The organism is Pseudomonas sp. ASL8 (genome assembly GCF_056680355.1).
In genome coordinates, this window is record NZ_CM155278.1 from 423,244 (window position 1) to 450,174 (window position 26,931).

The 26,931-nt window shown below is 58.9% G+C and carries 27 protein-coding genes; 13 read left to right on the plus strand and 14 right to left on the minus strand.

All coding sequences use genetic code 11. The annotated features are described in order from the left end of the window. The first annotated feature begins 1 nt into the window (after position 1). The 10 genes from AC1MEA_RS01975 to AC1MEA_RS02020 all read left to right on the plus strand — a co-directional run bounded on the left by AC1MEA_RS01975 (position 2) and on the right by AC1MEA_RS02020 (position 10,091). Entirely contained in the window at positions 2-1,726 is a 1,725-nt protein-coding gene (locus AC1MEA_RS01975) for a GspE/PulE family protein (protein ID WP_480918089.1), read from the plus strand. A 64-nt stretch (positions 1,727-1,790) separates the two neighbouring features. Further along, positions 1,791-3,023 (plus strand): type II secretion system F family protein, encoded by a 1,233-nt coding sequence (locus tag AC1MEA_RS01980; RefSeq protein WP_480916488.1) that lies wholly within the window; start codon positions 1,791-1,793, stop codon positions 3,021-3,023. 14 nt (positions 3,024-3,037) lie between these two features. Further along, positions 3,038-3,517, plus strand: coding sequence for a hypothetical protein (locus AC1MEA_RS01985; RefSeq protein WP_480916490.1), 480 nt, complete (start codon positions 3,038-3,040; stop codon positions 3,515-3,517). A 10-nt stretch (positions 3,518-3,527) separates the two neighbouring features. After that, positions 3,528-4,055: a type II secretion system protein gene (locus AC1MEA_RS01990; protein ID WP_480916492.1), complete on the plus strand. Its 528-nt coding sequence runs from the start codon at positions 3,528-3,530 to the stop codon at positions 4,053-4,055. A gap of 27 nt (positions 4,056-4,082) precedes the next feature. Then, the gene (locus tag AC1MEA_RS01995) at positions 4,083-4,520 is read left to right on the plus strand and encodes a pilin (protein ID WP_480916493.1); all 438 of its coding nucleotides are present in this window, start codon (positions 4,083-4,085) and stop codon (positions 4,518-4,520) included. Beyond that, positions 4,520-4,972 carry a prepilin-type N-terminal cleavage/methylation domain-containing protein gene (locus tag AC1MEA_RS02000; RefSeq protein WP_219061000.1) on the plus strand — a complete coding sequence of 151 codons (453 nt, stop codon included), beginning with the start codon at positions 4,520-4,522 and terminating at the stop codon, positions 4,970-4,972. The genes AC1MEA_RS01995 and AC1MEA_RS02000 overlap by 1 nt, the downstream gene beginning before the upstream one ends. Next, the gene (locus AC1MEA_RS02005; RefSeq protein ID WP_480916495.1) at positions 4,969-5,424 is read left to right on the plus strand and encodes a prepilin-type N-terminal cleavage/methylation domain-containing protein; all 456 of its coding nucleotides are present in this window, start codon (positions 4,969-4,971) and stop codon (positions 5,422-5,424) included. Before AC1MEA_RS02000 ends, AC1MEA_RS02005 begins: the two co-directional genes overlap by 4 nt. Next, positions 5,424-6,341 carry a prepilin-type N-terminal cleavage/methylation domain-containing protein gene (locus AC1MEA_RS02010; RefSeq protein ID WP_480916497.1) on the plus strand — a complete coding sequence of 306 codons (918 nt, stop codon included), beginning with the start codon at positions 5,424-5,426 and terminating at the stop codon, positions 6,339-6,341. Before AC1MEA_RS02005 ends, AC1MEA_RS02010 begins: the two co-directional genes overlap by 1 nt. Further along, entirely contained in the window at positions 6,331-6,759 is a 429-nt protein-coding gene (locus AC1MEA_RS02015; protein WP_219060997.1) for a hypothetical protein, read from the plus strand. Before AC1MEA_RS02010 ends, AC1MEA_RS02015 begins: the two co-directional genes overlap by 11 nt. Further along, positions 6,756-10,091 (plus strand): DUF6701 domain-containing protein, encoded by a 3,336-nt coding sequence (locus AC1MEA_RS02020; protein ID WP_480916499.1) that lies wholly within the window; start codon positions 6,756-6,758, stop codon positions 10,089-10,091. Before AC1MEA_RS02015 ends, AC1MEA_RS02020 begins: the two co-directional genes overlap by 4 nt. Positions 10,092-10,136: 45 nt before the next feature. Here AC1MEA_RS02020 and AC1MEA_RS02025 read toward each other — a convergent pair whose 3' ends face one another. From AC1MEA_RS02025 to hmpA, 10 genes are all read right to left on the minus strand, one after another. Next, complete coding sequence (locus tag AC1MEA_RS02025; protein WP_480916501.1) at positions 10,137-10,763, minus strand: hypothetical protein; 627 nt, start codon at positions 10,761-10,763, stop codon at positions 10,137-10,139. Between the two features lie 38 nt (positions 10,764-10,801). Beyond that, on the minus strand, positions 10,802-11,449 hold the full coding sequence (locus AC1MEA_RS02030; protein ID WP_480916502.1) for a CatB-related O-acetyltransferase: 648 nt from the start codon (positions 11,447-11,449) through the stop codon (positions 10,802-10,804). A 72-nt stretch (positions 11,450-11,521) separates the two neighbouring features. Then, a complete protein-coding gene (locus tag AC1MEA_RS02035; RefSeq protein ID WP_480916503.1) occupies positions 11,522-12,415 on the minus strand; it encodes a glycosyltransferase family 2 protein in 894 nt (297 codons plus the stop codon). Between the two features lie 303 nt (positions 12,416-12,718). Beyond that, the gene (gene cyoE / locus AC1MEA_RS02040) at positions 12,719-13,606 is read right to left on the minus strand and encodes a heme o synthase (protein ID WP_449633016.1); all 888 of its coding nucleotides are present in this window, start codon (positions 13,604-13,606) and stop codon (positions 12,719-12,721) included. A gap of 10 nt (positions 13,607-13,616) precedes the next feature. After that, on the minus strand, positions 13,617-13,949 hold the full coding sequence (gene cyoD, locus AC1MEA_RS02045) for a cytochrome o ubiquinol oxidase subunit IV (protein ID WP_219060992.1): 333 nt from the start codon (positions 13,947-13,949) through the stop codon (positions 13,617-13,619). Then, positions 13,950-14,564, minus strand: coding sequence for a cytochrome o ubiquinol oxidase subunit III (locus tag AC1MEA_RS02050; RefSeq protein WP_219060991.1), 615 nt, complete (start codon positions 14,562-14,564; stop codon positions 13,950-13,952). It lies immediately after the preceding gene. 3 nt (positions 14,565-14,567) lie between these two features. After that, positions 14,568-16,544 (minus strand): cytochrome o ubiquinol oxidase subunit I, encoded by a 1,977-nt coding sequence (gene cyoB / locus AC1MEA_RS02055; protein WP_480916505.1) that lies wholly within the window; start codon positions 16,542-16,544, stop codon positions 14,568-14,570. Positions 16,545-16,547: 3 nt separating this feature from the next. After that, positions 16,548-17,486, minus strand: coding sequence for a ubiquinol oxidase subunit II (gene cyoA, locus AC1MEA_RS02060; RefSeq protein ID WP_449633017.1), 939 nt, complete (start codon positions 17,484-17,486; stop codon positions 16,548-16,550). 482 nt (positions 17,487-17,968) lie between these two features. Next, on the minus strand, positions 17,969-18,478 hold the full coding sequence (locus AC1MEA_RS02065; RefSeq protein ID WP_219060988.1) for a disulfide bond formation protein B: 510 nt from the start codon (positions 18,476-18,478) through the stop codon (positions 17,969-17,971). A 229-nt stretch (positions 18,479-18,707) separates the two neighbouring features. After that, positions 18,708-19,889, minus strand: a complete 1,182-nt coding sequence (gene hmpA, locus AC1MEA_RS02070; RefSeq protein ID WP_449633018.1) for an NO-inducible flavohemoprotein — start codon at positions 19,887-19,889, stop codon at positions 18,708-18,710. Positions 19,890-20,224: 335 nt separating this feature from the next. Between hmpA and AC1MEA_RS02075 the strand changes: the two genes are divergently transcribed. The 3 genes from AC1MEA_RS02075 (at position 20,225) to AC1MEA_RS02085 (ending at position 22,016) form a co-directional block, all read left to right on the plus strand. Beyond that, complete coding sequence (locus tag AC1MEA_RS02075) at positions 20,225-21,127, plus strand: chemotaxis protein CheW (RefSeq protein ID WP_449633019.1); 903 nt, start codon at positions 20,225-20,227, stop codon at positions 21,125-21,127. Between the two features lie 44 nt (positions 21,128-21,171). Then, entirely contained in the window at positions 21,172-21,627 is a 456-nt protein-coding gene (locus tag AC1MEA_RS02080) for a GNAT family N-acetyltransferase (RefSeq protein WP_480916506.1), read from the plus strand. Positions 21,628-21,692: 65 nt separating this feature from the next. Further along, positions 21,693-22,016 carry a hypothetical protein gene (locus AC1MEA_RS02085; protein ID WP_449633021.1) on the plus strand — a complete coding sequence of 108 codons (324 nt, stop codon included), beginning with the start codon at positions 21,693-21,695 and terminating at the stop codon, positions 22,014-22,016. A 187-nt stretch (positions 22,017-22,203) separates the two neighbouring features. Here the strand turns inward: AC1MEA_RS02085 and AC1MEA_RS02090 are convergent, their stop codons facing one another. The 4 genes from AC1MEA_RS02090 to AC1MEA_RS02105 form a co-directional block, all read right to left on the minus strand. Then, entirely contained in the window at positions 22,204-22,455 is a 252-nt protein-coding gene (locus AC1MEA_RS02090) for a hypothetical protein (protein WP_219060983.1), read from the minus strand. 118 nt (positions 22,456-22,573) lie between these two features. Then, positions 22,574-23,563, minus strand: coding sequence for a fimbrial protein (locus AC1MEA_RS02095; protein WP_480916508.1), 990 nt, complete (start codon positions 23,561-23,563; stop codon positions 22,574-22,576). Further along, positions 23,560-24,366: a fimbrial biogenesis chaperone gene (locus tag AC1MEA_RS02100; protein WP_480916510.1), complete on the minus strand. Its 807-nt coding sequence runs from the start codon at positions 24,364-24,366 to the stop codon at positions 23,560-23,562. The genes AC1MEA_RS02095 and AC1MEA_RS02100 overlap by 4 nt, the downstream gene beginning before the upstream one ends. After that, complete coding sequence (locus AC1MEA_RS02105; RefSeq protein ID WP_480916511.1) at positions 24,363-26,768, minus strand: fimbria/pilus outer membrane usher protein; 2,406 nt, start codon at positions 26,766-26,768, stop codon at positions 24,363-24,365. Before AC1MEA_RS02105 ends, AC1MEA_RS02100 begins: the two co-directional genes overlap by 4 nt. Positions 26,769-26,931 lie beyond the last annotated feature (163 nt).

A 26,931-nucleotide genomic window follows, 5' to 3' on the forward strand; every position in this document is an offset into this window, starting at 1 on the left:
GATGAATAAAGAAGATATACGTCAGCGCAAGGTGCGCCTGGGTGACCTGTTGATCGAGGCCGGCCTGATCAGCGATGCTCAATTGCAGCGCGCCTTGCTGGAACAAAAACGCACCGGTTTCAAGCTGGGTCGTACCGTAGTCGACCTCGGTTTCATCGATGAAGTGCGCCTGCTGACGGCACTGTCCGAGCAGTTGAACATCTCCTTCATCGAACTCAAGCATTTCAAGTTCGACAAAAACCTGGTCCAGGCCCTGCCGGAAGCCGTGGCACGACGCTTCCGCGTCATCGTTCTTTCGCGTGAGGGCGATGGCCTGCTGGTGGGCATGAGCGACCCGCTCGACCTGTTCGCCCTCGACGAACTGGACCGCCTGCTGAAGACCACCGTACAGCCTGCCGTGGTCCGCGAGTCTGAGCTGCTGACCGCCCTCGACATGCTGTATCGGCGCACCAGCGAGATCAACTCGATTGCCGGCGAGCTGGAAGGTGAACTCAAGGACAGTGACTTCGACCTGTCTGTCCTGGGCGCCGACAACAACAGCGAAGCGCCGGTGGTGCGCCTCCTGCAAACGCTGTTTGAAGACGCGGTGCAGATGCAGGCGTCGGACATCCATATCGAGCCCGGCGATGGCATCTTGCGCATTCGTCAGCGTATCGACGGGGTGCTCAACGAGCATGTCATGAAAGAGGCACGGGTGGCCTCGGCCCTGGTCATGCGCTTGAAGATCATGTCCGGTCTGGATATCTCCGAGAAGCGCCTGCCCCAGGACGGGCGCTTCAATATCCGGGTCAAAAACCACACCCTCGATGTACGCGTGTCGACCATGCCCGTGCAGTTCGGCGAGTCGGTGGTGATGCGTCTGCTTGACCAGACTCACGGCATTACCAGCCTCGACGCTGGCGGCATGCCGGCGCAGATGCTGGTGCGGTTTCGCCAACTGCTGCAACGCCCCTTCGGCCTGATTCTGGTCACCGGTCCTACCGGCTCGGGCAAAACCACCACGCTGTATGCCGGGCTCAGCGAATTGAACAGCCCGCAGAAGAAAATCATCACCGTGGAAGACCCGGTGGAGTACCGACTGCCACGGATCAACCAGGTCCAAGTCAACGCAAAGATCGACCTCAGCTTCACCCGCGTGCTGCGCGCCGCCCTGCGTCAGGACCCGGATATCCTCTTGATTGGCGAGATGCGCGACCAGGAAACCGCCGAGATCGGGCTGCGTGCCGCGATGACCGGCCACTTGGTGCTCTCGACGTTGCACACCAACGATGCCCCGACGTCAGCCATGCGTTTGGTTGACATGGGCGTCGAGCCCTTTCTGGTCGCCACCGCGTTGAGCGCCGTACTGGCCCAGCGGCTGATCCGTCGCGTGTGCGAAAACTGTCGGGAGACCCACCTGCCCGAGGTGCGCCAGATGGTGTGGCTGGAGGCCCTGTATGGCGCCTCACTGAGCGGGCGCAACTTCCAGCGTGGGTCCGGCTGCAACCACTGCCACAACACGGGTTACTCCGGGCGGATGGGGGTCTTCGAACTGCTGGAAATGAACGAGACCATGATCGCCATGCTGCGTCGCAACGACCCCCAGGGCTTCGCCGACGCAGCCCTGAGCAGCCCTCACTATCGGCCTCTCGCCGCCTGCGCGCTGGACTATGCGCTGGCCGGACTGACCAGCGTCGAGGAAGTGCTCAAAGTGTGCGTCTCCCGGACCGACGAGGTGCTGATCTGATGCGCACACGCTTGCACAGCCTGGTGTCCTTGATGCCCTCGCCCGTCGAACGGAGTGTGGCGCCATGAGCCTGTTCCGGTTTACCGGCCGCGATGCTCAGGGCGGCAAGGTCAGCGGCAGCCGCAATAGCGGCTCTGCAGACACGTTGGCCAATGAACTCCTGGCACAGAACATCATTCCACTGACCATCGAAGCGCAGGCTGAACAGGGCGATGGCCTGCTGGCGTTGCTCGCCGAACGCATGCGCAGAAAAAAAGTCGACCTGCTGGAACTGATCATCTTCTGTCGGCAGATGCACAGCCTGAGTAAGGCCGGCGTACCGATCATCCGCGCGATTGGTGGCCTGGCCGAATCACACCGTAACCCATACTTTCGCGAGGTCCTGCTGGAGGTGCGCAGTGACCTCGAAGGTGGCATGAGCATGGCGGTGTCGCTCAACGCGCACCCCAAGGTGTTCGGCACCCTGTTCATCAGCATGATCAGCGTCGGCGAGAACACCGGCCAGCTCGATCTGGCCTTTCGCCAACTCTCGGTGTATTTGGAGCTGGAGCGCGAGACGCGCAAGCGCATCAAGCAGGCCACCCGTTATCCGATGTTTGTACTGATCGCGATGGGGATAGGGCTGACCGTAATTAACCTGCTGGTGATTCCAGCCTTCGCCAAGGTGTTCGCGCAGTTTCACGCTCAACTGCCTTTGCCCACCCGGGTGTTGATCGCGACCTCTCAGTTCTTTCAGGATTACTGGTGGCTGATGGGGCTGATGGTGGCAGGCGCTATTTATGGGTTCATCGCGTGGACAAATACCGAGGCGGGAGCCCTGCGATGGGACCGGACCAAACTGCGTCTGCCAATTGTCGGCGGCCTCTTCGAGCGTATCGCCCTGGGCCGTTTCACTCGCACCTTCGCGATGATGTACCGCGCGGGCGTGCCGCTCCTGCAGACCCTGACGATCAATAGCGTCAGCGTCGGTAATCGTTATATCGGCCGGGCCATCCTCAGTATGCGTGAGGGCGTGGAGCGCGGCGAAGCTCTGACCCGTACCGCGACCGCCAGCGGCCTGTTCACCCCGCTGGTCCTGCAAATGATGGCGGTGGGTGAAGAAGCGGGCGCGCTGGACGAGCTGTTTGTCGAGGTCGCGGACTTCTATGAGCAGGAAGTGGATTACGACCTCAAGCAATTGGCCGACGCCATCGAGCCGATCCTGATCGTGGGCATGGGCGCCATGGTGCTGGTACTTGCCCTTGGCGTGTTTCTGCCGATGTGGGATCTGTCTGCGGCCGCCAAGGGCCACGCGTGAATCGGAACGATGGAATGGGCCGTAGCGTTCGCCGGATGCGTCGGCTGGGCTGGGGCATCACTGGACTGATGTTGCTCCCGGTGCTCCTGGCAATGGGCTGGAAAATCGCTCAGGTCAGTGAACGTCGGGCGATGGAAGCCACCCGTGAATACCTGGCCTCCAGCCTGAGCGGTCTGGCGGCGCAGCGGTTGGCCAACGGCAAGGTGCTGGAACCTGAATGGCGGAACGCCAATCCTTTTGTCCTGCTGCGCTGGCAGCAGGACAACTACGGCGGCGCACTGCTGGCTGGCGCAGAGCCAAAACCGGGTTATTGGTACTGGTTGCCAGCCCGGGCCTGGATTGTGTACCGGGTACGGTTTGTTGAGGGATGGACAACGTCGCCGGGTGAACTCCATGCCTACCGACTGTTAGCGGGGTCAGGCGCCACTTTTGTTCTGGAGCTGGAAGCGGTACCCGTTGCGGAGCTTTCCGCAGCGGATTGGTTAAATCGGTGAAGGGCTCATGATGAAAAAAAGCAAAGGCTTCACCCTGATCGAACTGGTGGTGGTGATCGCGATACTCGGCATCCTCGCCGCCGTCGCGCTGCCACGTTTCATCAACGTCACCCAGGATGCTCAGCACGCTGCGGTCAAGGGCGCCGGCGGCGCGCTGGCTTCTGCTGTGTTGCTCGTGCGCTCCCAGTACGAAGTGAACCGCAACGGTGGCACCAATGGCTGTGGCACTCCGGTCAACTGCCAGATCGACGTGCAGGGCTTTGGCACTAACAACGTCGACGTGAACACCAATGGCTGGCCGGTGGGTATCAATGCGACGGGCACCGCTGCCAGCGCAATGACCGCAACGGCGTGCAATGAGGTCTTTCGCAACGTCCTGCAAGGGTCGGCACCCACGGTGGGAACGAGCGCAGGCTCTGTCGATTATGTGACCACCGCCGCAGGCAACGTCTGCACCTTCACCTATCAGCCGAATAGCGCAAACGACACCATTTCATACGACGCCAATACCGGCGACGTATCCAGCACCATCAACTGACGCTCTTTATCCAAGCAGGCACTAAAAATGAAAAGACAACAAAGTGGTTTCACCCTGATCGAGTTGATCATGGTGATCGTTATCCTTGGCATTCTGGCGGCGTTCGCGCTCCCTCGCTTTGCCAACTTCAGTGTCGATGCCAGGGTCGCAGCCATCAATGGTGCGGCCGGATCAATGCGTTCAGCCTCCGCCATTGCCCATTCGCAATTTCTTGTCTCGGGTGCGCCCGTAGTCCTTGAAGGTACGACTATCACCATGGCGGAAGGCTACCCAGACTTGGCGGGCATGCTGGATGCTGCGCAAATCTCCTCCAAGGATTTCGTCACGACAACGGCCGGAACAGTGGGCTCGAGTGGCGCACCGACGCCTGCTACTTGCAGCGTGGTCTACACAGAAGCAACGTCAACAGGGACTCCAGCGGTCATAACAGCACCGACTTTTGAAGTGAAAGTTGGCGGCTGCTAATGCCTGACAACCGCGGCTTCACGCTGATCGAGCTGATTCTGGTGATCGTTATCATCGGGATTATCTCGGCCGTTGTGGGGCCGCGGTTCTTTGATCGACAGGTGTTCGATGAGCGCCTGTTTTTCGAAGAAAGCCAGGCGGCCGTGCGCTATGGGCAGAAGCTTGCCCTGGCCAGCGGCTGCCTGACTCAAGTCAGCCTCGACAATAACGGCTACCACCTGCGCCAGGCGGCCAACTGCACCAGCGGCGCTTATAGCGCCGAGGTCAGGGGCCCGGATGGCGAAACACCCTTTGCCGCGCCAGCGCCCACTCATGTGACGCTGACAGCGGTCAATTTTCCCGTGGTATTCGATTCGCTGGGCCGTCCGTCCAGCGCGGCGAGTGCCACTGTCGGTACGCTCAACGGCGGCTTCACGCTCAGCGTGACGCCCGAAACAGGCCTGCTGCAATGAAGCGCCAAACGGGCATGACCCTGATCGAACTGGTCATGACCATCGTGATTATCGGCATCGCGGCGGCAGCCCTGTTCAGCGCCATGGCCGCCATCACCACACGGTCGGCCGACCCACTGCTGCGCCAACAGAGCCTGGGCATCGCCGAAGCCTATCTTGAGGAAATCCTTCTGAAGGACTACGTCGATGCGAACGGTGTCGTCTGCCCGGCGGTGCCCGGTAACCGCAGTCAATATCAGACGGTCTGTGATTACGCAGGGCTAAACGACAACGGAGCTCGCGAAGCGGACGGAACCTCTATCGCCGCCCTCGCCGCTTATCGCGTAAACGTCACGGTCACCCCGCACGCGTGGGCGGGCCTGGCGGCAGCTGATGCGCTTTATGTTGAAGTCACCGTCACCGACCCCGCAAACGAGCCGCTGGTGCTGGCCGGCTACCGGACTCGCTACTGATGAAAACCCCGGCATTGGCGGTTGGCATCCCGCAGCAAGCGCGCGGCTTCACCCTGGTCGAGCTGGTGCTCGTCATCGCCCTGGCCGGCATTATTGTGGTGATGATCAGCACCGTGCTGTCGCGTCCTCTGGACGGTTTCCTGGCCCAGAGTCGACGCGGCGAGCTGGTGGATCAAGCGGCTGGCGCGATGAACCGCTTGACCCGCGATGTACGCCTGGCCGTGCCCAACTCGCTGAGGGTGTCAGCCGATGGCCAAGCCGTGGAGTTACTGCTGATCCAGGGCGCTGCGCGCTACCGTGCGAATCGCAATGACAGCCAAGGACTGCGTTTTTCCCCGGAGGCTGCCGGCACGTGCGCAAGTACTGCCATCGACGGTCGTTGCGATACCGTGCAGGTGCTGGACGGGGCATTCGACCCGACCGGGGCCCGCTGGATGGTGGTGTACAACATCGGGGCCGAATCCGGTGGCAACCCGGTGGTCGGGAGTAACCTTTGGGCACCGGCCAATCCAGGAGTAATGACCCCGACAGGCAGCACGTTCAGTCTGCTTCCAGGCGCACCGGCTGGAGAAAGCATTATCGCGGTGGGCAACCTGCCCGCCACCGGTTTTCGCTTTGCCTATGCGTCGCCGCAGCAGCGTGTGTATCTGGCCCAGACGGTCGTGGGCTTTCGCTGCCAGAATGGCCAACTGCTTCGCTACACCTATAGCCAACTGCTTTCTACACTGCCCGCCGCCCCGCCGTCCGGTTCCAACCCTGAGCCGCTGGCACTGAATGTCGATTGTGGGCAAACACGCTTTACCTACCAGGCCGGCAGCACTGCGCGCGCCGGTTTGCTGTCCCTGGCACTGCATACCACCCTCGACGGCGAAAGCTTCCAACTCTTGCAACAGGTCCACATCGACAATGCGCCCTGATCCCCGCTGGCCCCATCGCGCCCAGGGTTTTGGCCTGGTTGCAGCGATGTTCCTGCTCATCGTGGTCGCCCTGGTGGTGATCGCCATGGCACGCCTGTCCGTCGCGCAACACGGCACCATCAGCCTGTCCATACAGCAGGCGCGTGCCTATCAGGCGGCGCGGGCCGGGGTCGAGTGGGGCATAACCCAAGCGATCAGCAGCGGCAACTGTGCTCAGGGAACGCCGAGCCTGGCCGGTAATAACCTGGGCGAGTTCAGCCTCAATGTGGCGTGCATCCGCAACAACTATGTGGACAACGACGGCGCTGCCGTAAGCATCTTCCGGTTCACCTCCACCGCACAGAATGGCACCCCAGGCAGTCGCTCCGACTACGCCTACCGACAGCTCACCTCGACGATAGAGAAAGGGGCTCCATGAGCAGACAAACATGGGCACGGGGCGGTCTTGGGATTGCGCTTCTGGCGGGGCTGTTGCTAACAAACGTGGCGCAGGCTGCAACGACCTATACGTTCAGTTTGCTGGGTACTTTGCTGGGTATAGATGCCCCATGTTCGGGCACGTGGAGCCGCAGCGGTAATACCTTCACCTGCAGTGGACAGATGATACTGGGGGCGGGGGACAAACTGGCGGTGGGTTTCCTGACCATCGGCAACATTACCGTTGTCGCGAATCAAGGCTTCTCACTCGACACCAACTCGGTCGGCACCAGCAGCAACACCGTGGCGCTGGTCTCTGGCCCGGGCGCTATCACCGTCACGGGCACCCACAGTACGTTCAGCGCCTCGATAAGCTCCACCGATGGCGCGATCAGCCTATCCAATGCGGTGGTAGCCGGCTCCGTCCAGACAACAAGCGGTGCCGTGACACTGGTCGGTGGCAGCGTCGCAGGTGACGTCCTTGGCGGCGGAGCAATTACCGCCACCGGCACCTCGGTAAACGGCAATCTCACCAGCAGCGCCGGGGCAGTCACGCTCGCGGGGGGTAAGGTCGGCGGTAACCTGCTGGTTCAAGGGGCGGTCACCCTCAAGCTGGGCACCGCCGTGACCGGAACCCTGACCAGCCGGGCAGGTGCACTGACGCTGACCGACTCCAGCGTGGGGGGCGATGTCCAGGCTTACGGGGCCATCACCTCCACCAATACAACCGTGAAGGCTAACCTCGGCACCAGCACTGGAGCGATCACTGTCGTCGGCGGTAGCGTCGGTGCTGCGGTTCACGCCGAAGGTGCCATCACCTCGACGGGTGCGCCGATAACCGGCAATCTGACCAGCAACTCAGGGGCGATTACCCTCACCACCGGCAGCGTCGGCGGTAATGTCCTGGCCGCAGGTGTCATTACGGCGACTGACACCCCGGTAACGGGCAACCTGACCAGCAGCGGTGCTGCTATTACCCTCGTACGCGGCAGTGTCTCGGGTGATGTCAATGCATTCGCCGCCATCACCGCCACCGACACGTGCATCGGCGGCGATGCCGTGTCCGGTGCCGCGACCACGCTCACTCGCGCTACCGTCGGCGGCAATGCCCAGGCCTTTGGGGCGATGACGCTCACCGGGACCAGTGTCGGTGGCAATGCCACGGCCGGCGGCGCCATCACTGCCACCGACAGCTGCATCGGTGGCGTTATTGTGACGGGCGGTGCCAAAACCATCACCGGCGACTGTTCATCCAGCCCGCCGCATAACTCTTGCAAAGCCGTAGCGCCGACGGCTCAAATTGACCACTTCGCGTTCAGCTATGCGGGCGCGGCACTCACCTGCAATCCGCAGCCAATCACAATCACCGCCTGCAGCAATGCCAGCTGCAGTCTCTATGCCGATCCGGTCAGTGTCGTGCTGAGCCCTTCCAGTGGCTGGACAGCGACCCCGCCCGCAGTGATCAACGGCAACACCATTACCTTCAGTGGCGGCAGTGCTCAAGCGCAGTTGCGCAGCAGTAGCGTGGGAAGCGTGAGCCTTGCCGTTGCCTCGTCAGTCCCGGGGAGCACTTCATCGACGGTTTGCTCAACCAGCGACTGTACGATTGCCTACGCCGAGAGCGGTTTCATCTTCGATGTACCGACCCTGATTGCAGCCAGACCGCAGAGCAACATCGCCCTGCGCGCCGTGAAAAAAAGCGACACCTCGCAAGCCTGTGTCCCCGGGTTTGCCAACGTCACTCGCAGCCTGAGTTTTACCTCGGCCTACATCAATCCCGACACCGGCACCCAACCAGTGATGGTCAATAACAGCCCGGTGACCAGCAGCCCGAGCAGCCTCAACTTGGCGTTTGACAGCATGGGCAGCGCGCTGCTCACGGTACGCTATGACGATGCCGGACAGATGATGCTCGCTGCCAGCTACGACGGCACCACCGCCAATGGCGATGTGGGATTGAGTATGAGCGGCAGTGATTTGTTCGTGTCCAAACCCTATGGCCTGTGCCTGCAGACCGCGTCGACCTGCACCGTCGCAGGCGTGAGCGACAACTGTCAGGTCTTCACAAAAGCAGGCGACAGTTTTCCCTTGCGCATTCAGGCGGTGGGCTGGCAGGCAGACGGAGAACCGCTGACGGCAGGTAATGTGTGCAGCAGCCATATCATCACGCCCAACTTTCAGATGAGCGATATCACCCTGAGCAGCGAACTGGTGGCGCCCTTCCCCGGAGACAGCGGCACGCTCTCGCCGCCCCGATACAGCCATGTAGTGGGCAACCAGACCACCATCAGCACCTCGATTTCCGAGGTCGGTGTATTCCGCCTGAATGCCACGCCAACGGCCAATGGCTACTTCGGCGAAACCGTCAGTGGCGGTGAGAGTGATTTGGTCGGCCGCTTCATTCCTGCTTACTTAGGGGTGCAAGCAAATGCCAGCCTGACGCCGAGCTGCGGTTCTTCCTTCAGTTACCAAGGCCAGCCAATAGCCTTTGCCATCGGCCAGGAGCCTACGCTGACTGTCACTGGTTTTAATCGCAGCGCAAGCATCACCCATAACTATGACCGTGGCGCGTTCTGGCGGTTGGCAACGCCAGTGCCGAATGCCTACACCTCGATCACCGGCAAGACCAGCCTGGATATCAGCGGGCGGTTGACCCGCAGTGGCACAGCAAACCTGGCACAAAGCGGTGCCGACGATGGTGACGGTACCGAGCGCTACCGCTGGAGCGGTGAAACGTTGCAGTACACCCCGGCACTCTTGCCGCTGGCCGATGATTACCCGTTTATCGCGGCGATACGTCAAGGTTTCAGCGCTGCAACATTGACCGATACCGATGGTGCCTGTTTTGGCGATGGCAACAGTTGTTCAGCGTACAGCTATGACTTTAGCGACAGCCCTGGCAGTGAGGTTCGTCTGGGGCGCTTGCGTCTGGACAATGCCCATGGCTCTGAGCTACAGGCACTGGATCTGCCCTTGCGCATCGAGACGTGGCAGAACCTTGCGGGTGGCAGCTTTCGGGTCGAAGGCCTGGACACCTGCACCACGGCAGCCGTTTTACAAACGCCTGCACTGAGTAGTTACACCGGGCAACTCAGCCAACAGAACTATGGCAATGACAAGGTCACGTTGATCGCACCCAGCGCGGGCTTGGGGCTGTTGCGCTTGCAGCCTCCCGGGATCAACGGATCGGTACTCGGAGGACTGCCGGCAACACCGTCCTGGCTTTTCTACGACTGGAATGGCAAGGGGCGTGAAGCTGCAACGGGGCTGGCCAGATTCGGCATCTATCGAGGCTCATCGCCAATGATCTTTCGCCGCGAAGTGTATCGCTAGCGACCTGCTTTTAACCGGCGCTGGCGACTCACATCGACAAAGCGCTTAAAGCTTTGTTGTATCGACTGGCGCTCGCCACTCAGGCCGTTTGAACGCTGTCTCCGCGCCGGAAATCGAGACGGCTATACGATTCAGCACCTGCTCGGCGGTGTATTTTTTGGTGGTCGTGTTAAGGGCGATGAAGACAAGGCCAATCACCAGCGCCGCATGAGGGATTTTTTTGATCTCTGTATTTTCCAGGCAATACAAAAACCCGCAGGCAGCGACAGAGCCCAGGAGAGCCCCGGCAATCGCCTCCTGCAGCGGATGGATATAGGGTGCCACGCAGTTGATACTGAACCACCACGCGATCAGTAACCCTACGCCGGCTCCCGGCCAGCGAAAGCGAGGATCGATTTGTCGCGCGAGCAGGCTCATTGCCACGGGCAGCACCAGGCTGGTATTCATGGCATGACCACTGATGACCGCAATGTTCAGGCTTTCAAGGCCAATGCCCCATCCTTTGAAGAGGATTTTGCTCGCCCCGACAATCGCGTACACGAACAGCAGCACGGCGCCCCATAACAATGCCGACTGCCTGGACCTGGAAAACCAAAGCCAGCCCCCGATGACCACGGCCGCCGGAAGCATGACCGTGATACCGCCGTACTGAGTGATGTCTGCCAACCTCATATCCCACGCAACCTCTATCAAGTCCTTCACTCAGGAGCCTATGAGAGCAGAATTTGTTCGGCCAAGGGCGCTTTACGGGCCTTTATATAGGCGATGAACGCGTCCATGTCAGAACTGCACAACGTTCTGGCAACGGCTTTGACCTCTGCGACCGGCCAGTCCCACCAGGCAGACCCTAGCAGGATCTCACGCGTATCTTCTTCGAACCGCCATTTGATGAATTTGCAGGGATTGCCGCCGACCACCGAAAAAGGAGCCACATCCTTGGTCACGACGGCGCCTGCGGCAACGACTGCACCATGACCGACAGTGACGCCGGAAAGAATGACTGCATTCGTGCAGATCCAGCAGTCGCTGCCGATCACGACATCGCCCTTGCTCGGGGCGAAGTCCACAATATCCTTTACTTCGTCGATCATCGCCGGGAACGGATAGGTGGTGATCCAGTCTGTGCGATGCCCTCCCCCCAGGAGGATTTTCACCCCGTCGGCAATAGACGTGTAGGCGCCCACTTTCAGCGTCGTAACGTCGTCAAACTCGATAACCTCCGGAATCCCGTACGTTCCAACGCCGATGGAGTAGCTCGGGTACCGCAGCCTGATTCGCTCCGCACACCGGTCGAGCTTGTCCATTCGGCGGAGCTGCTTTCTTGTTTTTCGCTTTTTTAGAAATTCCAAAAGCTTCATGCAATGGCTCTCATCGGTCGCCCGGTTGTGACTGAAGACATTTCAACCAGACTCCGTCACCCAGCGGCCATCTCAACGATGGAGCAGCAGCCGTTTGAGTCGGCGAAAGGTGGTCTTGTTGAACTGCCTGAAGGGGATGGCACGCAGCAAACGCCACGCGTCTTTTTTGTCTGTCACCACCGCATACTTCAACGCTTTGTTGAGGATGACGGTCTTGCCTTTTTCGTAACCGGGGTGCGTTTGATAGGGGCTGATCGCTCTCATGTCAGCGTCGAGCAATACCTTGTATCGGCGGGACAGATTGTTTGGATGGCGCCGATAGCGGGTGACGCACACCGGGAGCACATGGATCTGATAACCCTGGTTGGCGATTCTCAGCGTCATCTGAAAGTCTTGCACTTTGATGTTCGGCTCGTAGAAGCCCACCGCTTTAAGTGCCTCCATCCGATACAGAGAGACCGGCGCGCCGACCACGATGGCGTTGCTCAGTATTTCGTCAAAACCCAGGCACTGGATCCCGTCGAGTTTTTGCGTCTTGCCGTTGTTCCCTTCGCTGTCCATGTACGTGACCAGCGCGCCGACACAGCCGACTTCCGGGTGTTTATCCAGGTATTCGGCTCTTATACGCACCGAATCCGGAAGCATGATGTCATCCAGGTCAGGCGTAGAAACATACTCCCCTTTCGCGTACCTCAACCCATGATTGAGGGCCGCGCTGACGCCTTGGTTGGGCTGCGTATAGAGCTGGAACTTATAAGTGCTTTGCAGCGCCTGCAACATCGCATAGCTATTATCCGTCGACCCGTCGTCGACGATAATGACTTCTCTATTTTCATAATCCTGGGCGAAGATACTTTCGAGCGCCTCCTTCAGGTATTTTTCTGCGTTGTAGCAGGGCGCAACAATCGAGACCAAAGGCCCTGTGACCGCTGCCTGATTATTGTTAGAAATAAGTTCTTCAGTCATAAGTTCGATGTTTCTACTAAATCGTTCAACTGAATCCACCCTAAAACGCCGGCTTTGCAGTCGTCTCCGGATCCGATGACAGCCACTCATGAGGCTCAGCGGTTGTCGGGGCTGCGTGCAACGCGTTTACTGGGTTGAGGGGCATACATCATGCTGCAACATACCCCCTTTTGTCATGATTTCAATGACAGCCTTGCCTTCCAGAACGTTGCAAGAGATACCGGCTATTACTGACCCCACAAAAAAAAAGCCCCGTTCTTCATCCGAAGAACGGGGCGTTTTTGTTGCAGCAGCTGGCTTAGTTCAAGGTGCGTAAGTCAGCAACAACTCACTGGGCGCCTGAAAGTCCAGCGACATCATCACGCTCAGCGCGGTGATGGTGAAGATCGAGAAGACGAACAGTTTACGCGCCCAGACCCGGTCATCCACTGCCTTGTAACCGCTCCAGGCCATGTACAGCCAGTACATACCCATGACGGCCGCAACGGCCAGATAACTAAGACCGGCGTAACCACCCACGGTCAACATCAGGGTAGCCAGCAGGAACGCCAGGGTGTAGATCAGGATATGACGCTTGGCGACGACGATGCCACGCTTCACCGGCAAGACCGGAATCGACGCAGCGAGGTAATCGTTGAAGCGAAAGATCGCGATGGCGTAGGAGTGCGGCATCTGCCACAAACTGAACATCACCAGCAAGGTCAGTGCCGCCAGGTCGAAGCTGTTGCTCACCGCGACGTAACCGATCACGGGCGGCATCGCCCCTGACAAGCTGCCGACCAGTGTGCCGTGCACTGATTTGCGTTTCAGGTACAAGCTATAGAAGCCGACGTAAATCACAAAACCGATCACCGCGAACAGCGCCGCGAGCAGGTTGGCCTTGGTGTACAGCAAACCCACCCCGGCGATGCCAAGCACGCTGGCGAAGATCAGGGCCAGTCTCAATGAAACCAGGCCCTGCACCAGCACCCGATTCTTGGTGCGCTCCATCTTGACGTCGATGTCGCGGTCGATGCAGTTATTGAACACGCACCCGGAGGCCACCACCAACGAAGTGCCGATGACAGCAGCCAGGAACAGGCCAAAGTCGACATGCCCTTTGGACGCCAGGAAAAAGCCACCTGCCACCGAAAGCACATTACCGAAAATGATCCCCGGCTTGGTGATTTGGATAAAGTGCTTCAGCGACATGGGGAGATCCTCAGTGCGCCATCATGTTCGTGTGGACGTTGTACATAATCCACAACGACAGGCCGACCACGATCGCAATGATCAGGGCGGTAAAGGCGAAGGCAATGATGTTCCAGCGCTGTTCGGACGACCTGTTCATGTGCAGGAAGAACACCAGGTGCACGAATATCTGTACCACGGCGAAGGCCACGACAATGGCCAGGGTCATCGTCTTCGGGAACACCGGGTGCATCAAAAGACCGAAAGGGATCACCGTCAGAATCACGGAGAGGAAAAACCCGACGGCGTAGGACTTCAGGCTGCCATGGTCGGCACCGCCGTGGCTGATATGTGCGTTAGCCATTTACAGGGCTCCCATCAGGTAGACAACGGTGAACACGCAGATCCAGACCACGTCCAGGAAGTGCCAGAACAGACTCAGGCAGCTCAGACGCGTGTTGTTGGTAGCGGTCAGACCTTTCTTCTTGATCTGGAACATCAGCACCGCCATCCAGATCAGACCGGATGTCACGTGCAGGCCGTGAGTACCGACCAGCGTGAAGAAGCCCGACAGGAAGGCGCTGCGATCAGGGCCGAAGCCCTCGGCGATCAGGTGATGGAATTCATTGATTTCCATGCCGATGAACGCGAGGCCCAGCAAGAACGTCACCGCCAACCAGGCGATAACCCCGTTCTTGTTGCCCTTGTGCATCGCCAGCATGGCGAAGCCGTAGGTGATACTGCTGAACAGCAGGCAGAAGGTTTCTACCAGCACGTAAGGCAGCTCGAAGATGTCTTTGCCGGACGGGCCACCTGCGACGTTGTTACTGAGCACCGAGTACGCGGCGAAGATCGTCGCGAACAGGATGCAGTCAGTCATCAGGTAGATCCAGAAACCGAACACGGTCATGGACCCGGCATCCTCGTGCCCATGCTCCTCAGCATGGGCAATCTGAGTTTCTAATACTAAGTTCGACATGGTTTAAGCCTGCTTAGCCAAAGTTTGAAGGCGTGCATTTTCGATTCGCGCCACTTCTTCGGCGGGAACGTAGTAGTCGATGTCATCGTCGTTACTGCGCACGATGAAGGTGGCTACCATGCCGACCAGACCGACGGCGGCCAGCCACCAGATATGCCAGATCAACGCGAAGCCAAAGACCAGACTGCCAAAGCTGATATACACGCCAACACCGGTGTTACGCGGCATGTGGATTTTCTTGTAATCGACTGCTCTTTTGCTCTGTACCCCGCGTTCCTTGGTCTCCCAGTGGGCGTCCAGGCCATTGACGTGCGGTTGCTCGGCGAAGTTGTAGAACGGCGGCGGCGAAGAGGTCGACCATTCCAGCGTGCGGGCATCCCACGGGTCACCTGTGAGGTCACGGTTTTTCTCGCGATCACGGATGCTGACCACCAATTGCGCGATCTGGAAGATGATGCCGACCATGATGACCAGCGCACCACAGAACGCAGCGATCAGCCACGGTGTCCATGCTGGGTTGTCGTAGTGGTTCAGACGACGGGTCATGCCCATGAAGCCGAGTACGTAAAGCGGCATGAACGCCAGGTAGAAACCGACGATCCAGCACCAGAACGCATACTTGCCCAGACGCTCGTTCAACGTGAAGCCGAACGCTTTCGGGAACCAGTAGGCGAAGCCCGCCAGGTAACCAAACACCGCACCGCCGATGATCACGTTATGGAAGTGCGCGATCAGGAACAGGCTGTTGTGCAGCACGAAGTCAGCACCCGGAACCGCCAGCAGTACGCCGGTCATGCCGCCGATGCTGAAGGTCACGATAAAGCCCAGGGTCCAGAGGATCGGCGTGGTGAATTGAATTCGCCCGCGGAACATCGTGAACAGCCAGGTGAAAATCTTCACCCCCGTGGGCACGGAGATAATGATCGTCATGATGCCAAAGAAGGCGTTGACGTTGGCCCCCGAGCCCATGGTGAAGAAGTGGTGCAGCCAGACGACGAAGGACAACACGGTAATGGCGATGGTCGCGTAGACCAGCGAGGTGTAACCGAACAGGCGCTTCTTGGCGAACGTCGAGGTCACTTCCGAGAATATGCCGAAGGCCGGCAGGATCAGGATGTACACCTCGGGATGGCCCCAGGCCCAGATGAGGTTGACGTACATCATCGGGTTGCCACCAAGCTCGTTGGTGAAGAAGTGCATGCCCAGGTAACGGTCCAGCGTCAGCAGAATCAAGGTCGCGGTGAGGATCGGGAACGACGCCACGATCAAGATCGCGGTGCACAGGCAGTTCCAGGTAAACACCGGCATTTTCATCAACGTCATGCCAGGGGTGCGCATTTTCAGGATGGTGACAACGAAGTTCACCCCCGTCAGCAACGTACCCAAGCCTGACAACTGCAATGCCCAGATGTAGTAATCGACCCCGACACCCGGGCTATACGCCAGGCCAGAGAGCGGTGGATAAGCAACCCAACCGGTACGGGCGAACTCGCCGAGCCCCAGAGACAGGTTGACCAGCACCGCGCCGACCACGAACAACCAGAAGCTCAACGAGTTGAGGAACGGGAAGGCAACGTCGCGAGCACCGATCTGCAGCGGTACGACGATGTTCATCAGGCCGACCACAAAAGGCATCGCCATGAAGAAGATCATGATCACGCCATGAGCGGTGAAGATCTGGTCGTAATGTTCCGGTGGCAAGTAGCCTTCGGAACCGGCGCTGGCAAGGGCCAGCTGCGAGCGCATCATGATCGCATCGGCAAAGCCGCGCAGGAGCATGACCAGCGCAACGATGATGTACATCACACCGATTTTTTTGTGGTCGACCGAGGTCAGCCATTCAGTCCACAGGTAGGACCACTTGCGATGATAGGAGATTGCAGCAACCAGTCCCGCACCCACCAGCATGATGATAACCAGCGTCACCATTACGATCGGTACATGGAAGGGAATGGCTTCCAGCGTTAATTTACCGAACATCTCTTACTCCTCTGCGCCGGCAGCCGAATGCATTTTCATGTCCATGCCCGTCATTTCTGGTGCATCGTCCGCCTTGTGGTGCATCCCCTTGGCCTTGTTCATCCCCTCATATTTATCAATGATGGTCTGGAACAGGTTGGGCTGGACGCTGGCGAAGTACTCAACAGGGTTTTTCACGCTAGGCTTGGCCAACTGATTGAATTCAGCGATTTCAAGCGGGTGTGGTGTTTTTTTGGCTGCAGCGACCCAAGCATCGAAGTCCGCTTGCGACGTGGCATAGGCCTTGAATTTCTGGTCCGAGAAGCCTTCGCCGCTCAAGTTGGCCGCCATACCGTCGTACACATGCTCTTCGTTGGAGATCAGGTGCAGCTTGGTTTCCATGCCGGCCATGGCGTAGATCTGACCGCCAAGGCCCGGGATGAAGAACGAATTCATGGTGGAGTCGGAGGTGATCCTGAAGTTAACCGGGACATTGGCCGGGAACTTGATCTCGTTGACCGTGGCGATACCCAGTTCCGGGTAGATGAACAACCACTTCCAGTCCATCGCGACGACTTCGATGACCACCGGTTTGACGTTGGAATCCAACGGTTTGTAGGGGTCGAGTTCGTGGCTCGATGTCCAGATCAGGATGCCCAGCGCGATCACGATCAAGGTTGGAACGCCCCACACCACGGCTTCAATCTTGCCGGAGTGAGCCCAGTTCGGCGCGTAGGTCGCCTGGGTGTTCGAAGCGCGGTATTTCCAGGCGAAGGCGAACGTCATGATGATCACCGGAACAACCACCAGCAGCATCAGCAGCGTCGCGGTGATGATCAGGTTTTTCTCGTCAATGCCTATCTGCCCTTTTGGATCGAGCAGGGCCATGTTGCAACCACCCAGCGCAAGCATGCTCAAAAGGGCCAACGAGCCAAACAATCTGGGGTACCTTTTTCTACTCATCTCACGACCTCTAAAGCTGCGCACGCAATGCAGTTGGGTTTCGACCGCCAACACTTCACCCTGCCAGGTGTTGGCATGTTTTTTTGATTGAATAAGGGCCTGCCAGAAAAGCTCGAGAGCTGGGCGGCAAATCCAGAATTGTCGGTGGTTTCTTATTGAACTGGTGTGGCAACGGCCTGGTTAGCAGACCAATTCCATTTGGTGCGGATTTTTTGAAAGGGTGTCAGTCCCTGAAGCCGTATCGGCGTGATCTACATAGAGTGCGTAGAGACGCTTTCGACCTCGTTTCTTGTCAATTGCAAAGCGGTACTGACTGATAAGTGTTAGCGATTGTAGATATGTAACCATTTGTTGACTATGACTTATTCTGCAACAGTTCTTCTCGCATCCAACAATTATCAGCCGGCGAGGACATTATCGGGGGCTGAAAAAAAGCCCTACTTTCCGTCGGAAAACAGGGCTTTTGCGGCCTCCCGCTGAATTCAGCGGACGGTGCGACGATTACGCATGATCCCCAACGGAACCAATATCACGGTCAGAACGAAGGCAGCCAAAGCCCACTGCGCCAGCGATAAACCGAGAATCGGTGGATACGGCGTGGTGCAGAAGCCATCAACCTGGAAGCCCAGCGGGAACCAGGACGCCAGCGGCAGGCCATCAACGATAGGCTGTAATACATCCAGACCGCAGCTCTCGTTCGGATTCGCCAGGATGTAGACATGACGGCCGGCCGCGACGATGCCGCCAATCGCGCTAAGTACAGTCAACCCCTCGAACACCGTGGTGCTGCGTTTGCCCGGCATCGCGGCGCCAATGAAGGCGAAAATGGCGATGAACAGCAAGGCATAACGCTGAAGAATGCACAGCGGGCATGGCGCCTCGTCCAATACCACTTGCATGTACAGCGCGCCACCGATCAACGTGAGGCAGATCACCCCGAGCAAAACCAGAAAGCGCTTTTCGCGTCTTAGGTACATCGTGCTGTCGCTCATTCCCTTACCTTTTGAGATGGTGTGACCCGAAGTGTAAATGCACAACGGTCTGATCGCCCGCGATAATCGTGGGCAGAGGTTACCAACTCAAGTGCAAAACCGCTGTACGGAACAATTCAGGGGCCCGATGGCGATGGACCTGACACGCAGCCTCAACCCTGCGAAGCGCGGACAAAAAAATGCCGCCAGCCCCTGACAGAGGCTGGCGGCATTTTTTATCGCGCCGGGTTTATTCGAGCACGGAAGCCGGGCCAAAGAACTCGTAGCGGCTTTGTTTCTCTGGTACGCCGGCTGCTTTCAGCTGGCGTTTGACCACTGCCATAAACCCTTTCGGACCCAGGAAGTAGGCATCCAGGTCCCGATCTTCGGGCAACCACTGTTCCAACTGCTGCTGATCAAGCAGGCCAACCGCATCCGCAGCAGGGCTCACGCCATCGTCTTCGGCGTAGCAATAGAAGTGCTTGAGCTGCGGGTGACTACCGGCCAGACCATCGACCCAATCGCGGAACGCATGCACCGCGCCATTGCGCGCGCAATGGATAAAGTGCACGGGACGCGAGGTTTCCAGCGCGGTCTCAAGCATGGCCAATGTCGGCGTGATGCCAACACCGCCGCTGATCAACACCAGCGGCTTTTGGCTCTCAGTCAGGGTGAACTCGCCCGACGGTGTGAACAACTGGAGGCTATCGCCAATCTGCAGTTGGTCATGCAGGTAGTTGGACACCACGCCATTGGGTTCGCGCTTGACGCTGATGCGGTATTGGTTGCCACCGGCCACTGCCGACAGCGAATAGTTGCGGCGCATCTCTTCGCCACCGATGAACAACTGCAAGCCAATGTATTGACCCGCGGTAAACCCGAGGATCGGCCCGTCATCCGCAGGTTGCAGATAGAAAGAAGTGATCTCGGCACTTTCATCCACCCGGTTTACCAGCTTGAATTCACGCGCACCGCGCCAGCCGCCAACGGCTTCGGCTTTTTCGTTGTAAATCGCGCCCTCGGCACCGATCAGAATATCGGCCAGTTGCTGATACGCATGGGTCCAGGCTTGCAGCACTTCATCAGTGGCGATGTCGCGGCCCAGCACTTCAGCGATGGCGCGGATCAGGCAGGAACCGACGATAGGGTAATGCTCAGGCAGGATTTGCAAGGCGACGTGCTTGTTGATAATTTTCGCCACCAGATCGCCCAACTGCTCCAGTTCGTCGATGTGCCGTGCGTACATCAGTACACCGTTGGCCAAGGCGCGGGGCTGGTCACCGCTGGCCTGATGGGCCTGGTTAAACAGCGGGCGTACCTCCGGGTATTCCTCGAGCATCATTTTGTAAAAATAAGTGGTCAGCGCTTCTCCACCGCTTTCGAGCAGGGGCACGGTGGATTTGACGATGGCACGATCTTGAGCGTTCAACACGATTGGACTCCTGAGCCGCAAGGCTTCTAGCTAATTACGGCTTATACTTCAGGATTCGTGCCAATTATTTTTATGTTAAGAATCAATAAGTTGAAAACAATCAGTCAAAATGACCCGCCGCGTCTCATAGTCAATAAGACTCCTTTGCGTCCTTATGACTACTGAAACACAACACGGCCTTGGGCTGAGTTTGCCGACAGCGTCATCGACCGACTTGACTGTTTGCTGTCCCGAGGCACAAATGCCCTAAAGCGAAACCTTTGCAAGTCGATAACCCGGCATCGAAAGCTGTTTGCCACTCTTGTAGCGACGCCTTTAATCTTCAGAAGGTTGATATGTCCTCAAATAATGCCCGCGCAGACTCACTCTCACTCCTGCTGTTTACGTTGCGCAGCGGCAAGCTGATGGCCATCAACTTGCTCAAGGTCAGCGAGATCATCCCCTGCCCTGCCCTGACACGCTTGCCAGAATCCCATCCACACGTCAAAGGTGTCGCCGTCCTGCGCGGCGCGTCGTTGTCGGTGATCGACCTGAGTCGGGCCATTGGTGAACAACCGCTGCTCGACCCCTCGGGTGGCTGCCTGATCGTCACAGATGTCAGCCGCTCCAAACAGGGCCTGCATGTGCAGGCAGTGAGCAAGATCGTGCATTGCCTGACCACGGACATCCGGCCGCCACCCTTCGCCTCTGGCAACAGGTCATTCATCACGGGTGTGACTCAGGTCGACGGCGTGCTGGTGCAGGTGCTGGATATCGAAAAAGTCATCCACGGCATCGCCCCGGCGAGGATCAACTCTGACGAGCCTGCGCACCTGAGCGAAGAAGACGCCCAGGTACTGGCCAAGGCCAAAATCCTCGTGGTCGACGACAGCCAGGTCGCCTTGCAGCAATCGCTGATCACCCTGCGCAACCTTGGCATCCATTGCCACACCGCCCGCAGCGCCAAAGAAGCCATCGACCGCCTGCTCGAACTGCAAGGCACGGAGGAGCAGATCAACGTCGTGGTGTCTGACATTGAAATGTCGGAAATGGACGGCTATGCCTTTACCCGGACCCTGCGCGAAACGCCTGACTTCAAGGACCTGTACGTCCTGCTGCACACCTCCCTGGACAGCAAGATGAACAGCGAAAAAGCCAAGTCTGCGGGAGCGAATGCCGTGCTGACTAAATTCTCTTCACCCGAGTTGACCAAATGCTTGATTCAGGCAGCCCGTACGGTCGAGGCCCAGGGCATTTAATACAGAGCCCCCAGCCAGAGGATTCGACAGCCTGGTGCTGGCTGATGCGCCGCGATCTGCGTCAGACCCTCGCCCCCACAGCGTGGCCTGTCGCCCTCCGCCTCCTCAAGTTCAGCCCTGAACTCGCGCCACAGGTACACGCGCTATTGGTACTCGGTTACCAACAAGGCGCAGGCAGCGTGCCGGACTATGAGCACTGGCACAAAGCGTTCGCCACCGACCCTGAGTTCGACCCGTCGCTGTGCTTTATCGCTGCCGATGAACACGGTCTGGTCGGCGTCGTACAGTGCTGGACCAGTGCCTTCATCAAGGATGTGGTGGTGGACCCACGCGCCCGCCGCCAAGGCTTCGCGCGCGCCCTGTTGAACCATGCCTTCGAGGCTTTCCGCGTGCGGGGTGAAGCGTGCGTCGACCTCAAGGTGATGGACAGCAACCACGACGCTCGGCGCCTGTATGAAACATCCGGTATGCGTTACGTCCAGCGCTTTACTGTCGACTGAGACCGCCCTGCGATCTCGTCTGCCATAATCCGCCTTTCGGAAACACCACTCGAAAGGAGCCAGATATGAAAGCATCCACGGCGCTGTGCATGGCCCTTGCGGTTGCTGCGACCCACGCCAATGCATCCAGCAGCCAGGCCTGGAGCGACTTGGACAAGGCCGTCATCGACAGTTGCGTGAAAGCCAGTCAGCTAAAAGAGGTAAAACCGGCCGGCACCGCAGCCCTGTTCGATGACAGCGTCGGGTACAGCGCACTCCTGCTCAAAGGCCGCTACCCGCAGGCGCACATGAAGAACAAGCCCGGCACCGAGCTGTGCCTGTATCAACGTCAAACCCGAAAAGCCACCGTGACCGAGTGGGATGCAGCGACCACGTTGCCGAAAAAATAATCGCCTGGCAGTGGGGCGGCACGTTACCTGCGCTGTCCGTCGAGTCGGGTTGGGTTTTTCACGTATCTGGCGGGGAGATTGCCAATACGCTGCAGCGGGCCGGCGCTCAGGTGGTGAGCACCGATCCGTTGGACTACGCCTTCATTTCTTTTGCATAGCGTCTGGCGTGGCTGAACAGCGCTGAAAATCAGCGCTTGCCCATGGTCTTGCGGGTGCCGTGAGGCGCGACACCGGGGACTTTGTTATGGCTGGCTTTGCCCGACTTCTTGTAATACAGGGAGTCTTGAGTCTTGGCTTGCAAGAGCTCGCCCGGCTTGAATGGAAAGCTGAATGCAGGAATAGCGGCTTTTTTATCGGTGGTTTCAGCACCCGGCTCGACGACTGTCACCTCTTCGGTGGCGACGGCTTCAGGAGCTGGCGTGTGTTCGGGGGTAGTCATGGAAGCTCCAAAAGTATCGAGTCAGTCGTCTGGCGAAAATGGGCAGTCGCCCAAGGCCCGGCAGCATACCTGAATCGCAGACGACCTGCCGCCATCACCTCTCACCTCCCATCGCCTGCTATTTGTAAAACAGATCAATGATGACTTCAGCCTCGAAGGCGCCCGCTTTGGGTGTTTGGCTTTGCCAGACCAGTTCGGCCTCGAAATCGGCCTTCGCCGACTGACTCGTCCCGAGCAGATCCGCCAGATGGAAGGGCTGGTTGTAAGGCAACGTTGCGCCATCGCGGCCATTGATAATGCGGATGCCGACGCCGTCGTTGGCCGTGGGAATCAGAAAATCGCCAGACAGCACACCTGACACTGGCTTGAATCGCGCATCGAGGCTGAAGGGTGTGTCACAGGTGCGGCTGGTCACCAGTGAAAACGGACGTCGATCAATGACCCGCCCCACCGCGACCTCTTGAATCCCTATCGAGCCAAACTCCACCGTCTCCGGGGTGACCTGTAACTCGGCATCGCAGGCAATGAAACGCAGGCCGGTCAGGTTATTGATGACGTAGCTCAGGGTGTAGCCGGGCAATGGGCTCAAACCTGCTGCGCTGTCGAGTTGGAACATCCGATAGTCCAGCAGATGACTGGCCACCCCTGACGGTGGGGTCGGACCGAACTTTTGCACGAACACCGAGAACGCCAGATTGAAGGTGATGCGCGGGCACGCAGCCATATTCGCGTCACTTTCATGACAAACAGGCAGACTCTGGCCGGTGCCTATCCGGCCGCTGTTCTGCAGATAGTCGATACCGTCGACGGTCAAACCCGCGCGAATACCTTGGCCAATCGGCACGTTGTCCGGGTTCAAATAAATGAACACGTCCTCCTGCTGCTCTTGCAGACCGTCCTTGAAGCATTCGACCTGAGCATTGAACCGATCCGAGCGCCAGACGATGGTCCCCTCGGGCGATGCGGCAGGGATGGCAACGGTGCTGCCCAGGTCGCCATTAATCACCACGGCCCCGGTGTTCTGCGCCGTGCAGACCAGGGCAAAACAGGTGGCAGGGCTTAGCGACAGCGTCAGTAATAACAGGCGAATCCAGCGAATATCGATCATGATTCAGGGGCTTCCAGGTGGGCAGTGTCCGGCAGCAACCGGGCCTTGAACGGCAAATGCCAGTCGACCTCAGCGCGGTAATTACGCTGACCGCCGTAGTCAGTCAGGGCGTTGAAGGACAGGTGTTGCCAGCGACTGGTGGCTGGCTCGTCTGTGCCCAGGGACAGGGTTCGGGTGGTGCCCGGTGGCAGCAGCAGGTAGTCGCTAACGTCGCGTTTACCGTCGATGCCATCGAGTCGCAGGTTCTGGAGAGAGGCGTGGTAAGCAGACCGGTTACTGACCCGCAACAATGTCGCGCCGGTCGCATCGCGGGTCAGGTTCCAGAGCAACTCCTGGGCGCTGTTGGCCGGATCACCGGGCAAACCTGACGGGCGATAGAACACGTTGATCCGCTGGCGGATGGCAATGCTCAGCGGGTTCTCGCCTTCTGCGCGTCGGGGGATTTCCATCACGTACAGGTGCAACAGCGACTCCCGCCCCTGCGGCATGCCGACACCTTCATACAGGATGCGCAGCGCCTGTTTGCCGTTAGCAGGCAGCTGTGACAGGTGAGGCGTCAGGGCAAACGGCAGATCATCAGGCACGCCATCGCCCTCAGCCGTAGCGCTGCTCAACCACGCCTGGAGCAACACCTCGCGGGGACTGCGGTTAATCACGTCGATGCTGACTTCGCGAAAAGCCCCGTCGAAAATCAACCGCGTTCCGGCAAGGGACACCGCAGCCTGCGCGCCGGTACTGGCGAGCCCTATCAATAGCAACATAGGGCCGATCAGCCTGTGACCGAGTCGTTTCAACAGACTCATTGGCAGGTGACCTTCAGTCGTTCATAGGCACGTAGCGGGTCCTTCGGAGGTAGGCTATAGGGCACCCGGCAACTTTGATCGGACCACTTCACCCGCAGCACGCCTTGATCTTGCCCGGTCAACACCAATGCGCGACTGGTGGGGTCGACCACCGCCAAAGACTTGCCGTGCTCGTCCTCTACGCTGGCGCCCAACGGCACCTTGCTGCCATCCGCGCGCACCAGCTCGAATTGCACGCGGCGCCCGATCGACGCTGCAAAGTGCACAACACTCACGGCGCCACGACGCGGCACCACCTGGACGATGGCGTTATCCACCTCGACGTCCGCGCCCAACTGCCGGGTGTCGAGACTGATCCAATTGGTTCGGTAAGGCTGAGCGTAAGGCAACACCGCATAACCGTTGGCCGAAGTCTCGACGTTGCTGTAGTTGGTCAGTTTTGCACCGCTGACGTTTGGCACCTCGACCAGCGCGAAGGTTTCACCCAAAGGCTGCCCGAAGTTCACCCCGCCACGGTGAGCAACCAGCGACCCTGACGCACCCAGGCTAAAGGCATCGTAATCGCGCCCCTGACTGTACCCGGCCTCAAAACGACCGTAGGGCGTGGTGGTGTTAAGTTTGCCGGAGCCGAAAGTGCCGGAGCTGCTGTCGTGCCCGGTCTGTAGCGAATAGAAGGCATTTCGATTGTCCAGCACCTGACCGTTGAGACCGGCCTGGGCGTTGTAATCACCTTGGCTGTCGCGCACCAGATTGAACGATGCCCGGGACGCGCTTGAGCTTGAACCCAACGGCACTGTCAGGCTCAGGGAAAGCCGATGATCGGTGTTGGCCTGCCCGTCACCGTCCAATTGCTGGTTTTGCTCGATCGACAGGTTGTAACTGACGGTCTTCCACGCGCCGTTATAGGACAAGTACAGCTGACGGGTTTTGCCCGGCAGGTTCCAGTAACGCTGATCACTGGCGGTCAGGCTCAACGAACCGGATTGCCCTGGCAGCGACTGCGTGACATTAAGCTCTACCCGATCCTTTGCCCGGCCGGTGACCGTTCGAACGATGCGCCCATCGAGCTCCTCTACGTGCTCCTGCAGCGTGCGGTATTGCTCAGTGGAATAGCGATAACCGGCGACGGCAAAGGTGGTGTTCGTCACGTCGAGGGTGTTGGCGTAGCGCAACCGCACGCTTTGGCCCTGGCTAGTATTGCTCGCACGCGCCTGGCTGATCGACTGCGTCAGGTCGGCCGAAAAAGCCCCCAGGCCGGTATTCACGCCGGCCCCGACATTCGCCGCTTGATAATCCTCGGCCCATTGCAGCCCACCGAACCCGGTCAACCGTTCGGACAGGCCATAAACCAGGGTGCCACTGGTGAATGTCGGCGAGGCCTGTTGATCGGCATTGCTGTCGTATCGACCGGCGGCGAGGCTGTAGCGCAACGCACCGTGGGGCACCATGATCGGCAACGAGGTAAACGCCTGCGTAAAGGTGCGCGTGCGCCCATCCGCCTCCACTACCGTGACCGATAGATCGCCATTGGAACCGCTGGGGTAGATATCGGTAATCTCGAACGGGCCCGGAGAAACGTTGCTGCTGTACAGCAAAAAGCCGTTCTGGCGAACTTCAACCGTGGCATTGGTCTCGGCAATACCACGAATCGTCGGAGCGTAGACCCGCTCGCTGTCAGGCAGCATGCCGTCGTCGGAGGCGATTTCCGCACCGCTGAACCGCACACTGTCGAAGATCAGCGAATTCGAGTAGATCTCACCGAGTGTCAGCTGCCCCTTGAGCCGCGTCAGGTCGCGCTGGGCGAACGTGCGGTTACTGCTGAAGCGATAAGGCTGATTACCGCCGTAGGTCAGCGACGACTCGTTGCGCAGGCGCCAGGCGCCGAGGTTCAGGCCATTTCGCAGGCCCAGGTAATACTGATCCGTGCGCGCTTGCTGATTGTGCCGACGGGCGCCATTGAAACTGTAATTGATGAAGGCGGCGGTCTCGCCTTCAGTCCAGAGTTCAGGTGACACGTAACCCCGAGCGCTACGAGCCATGGCGGTCTGCGGCACGCTGACACTCAGGCGCAGGCTATTGGGCTGGTAGTCGACACGGGCAAATTCGACCTGCGCCGCCAGGTCAAAACAGGCACCCGGTTGCAGATCAACCGCCAGGCTTGCGTCGTTGTGCAAGCGCTCCATGTCCAATCCAAAGGCCTGGAGCATCTCCAGCGTCAGGCAGGGTTCGATCAAGCCTGAGGCCGGGTTTTGGGTGAACCTGACATCATTGCGTCCACTCAGGACCCGATTGACGTACACATCCACCCGGTAGACGCCAGGCAAAACGCTGTTGCCCCGCAGAAACTCCTTGAGGTCGGCGGGCTCGTCGGTGCCCTGGATAAACGCCGTGTTGAATTTCATCGAGGGGCCCTTTCCAGGGTCGCTGGATTGATCGGGCGATGCCACGGCTGACGTCGAAAACGCCATGCCCACACTCATGGCAAGCGCACTGAGGCTGAACGATGCGCACGCGTAAAACCTCGTGACGCGTTTATTCGCGTGCAGGGAATGGCCTGAGAACAAT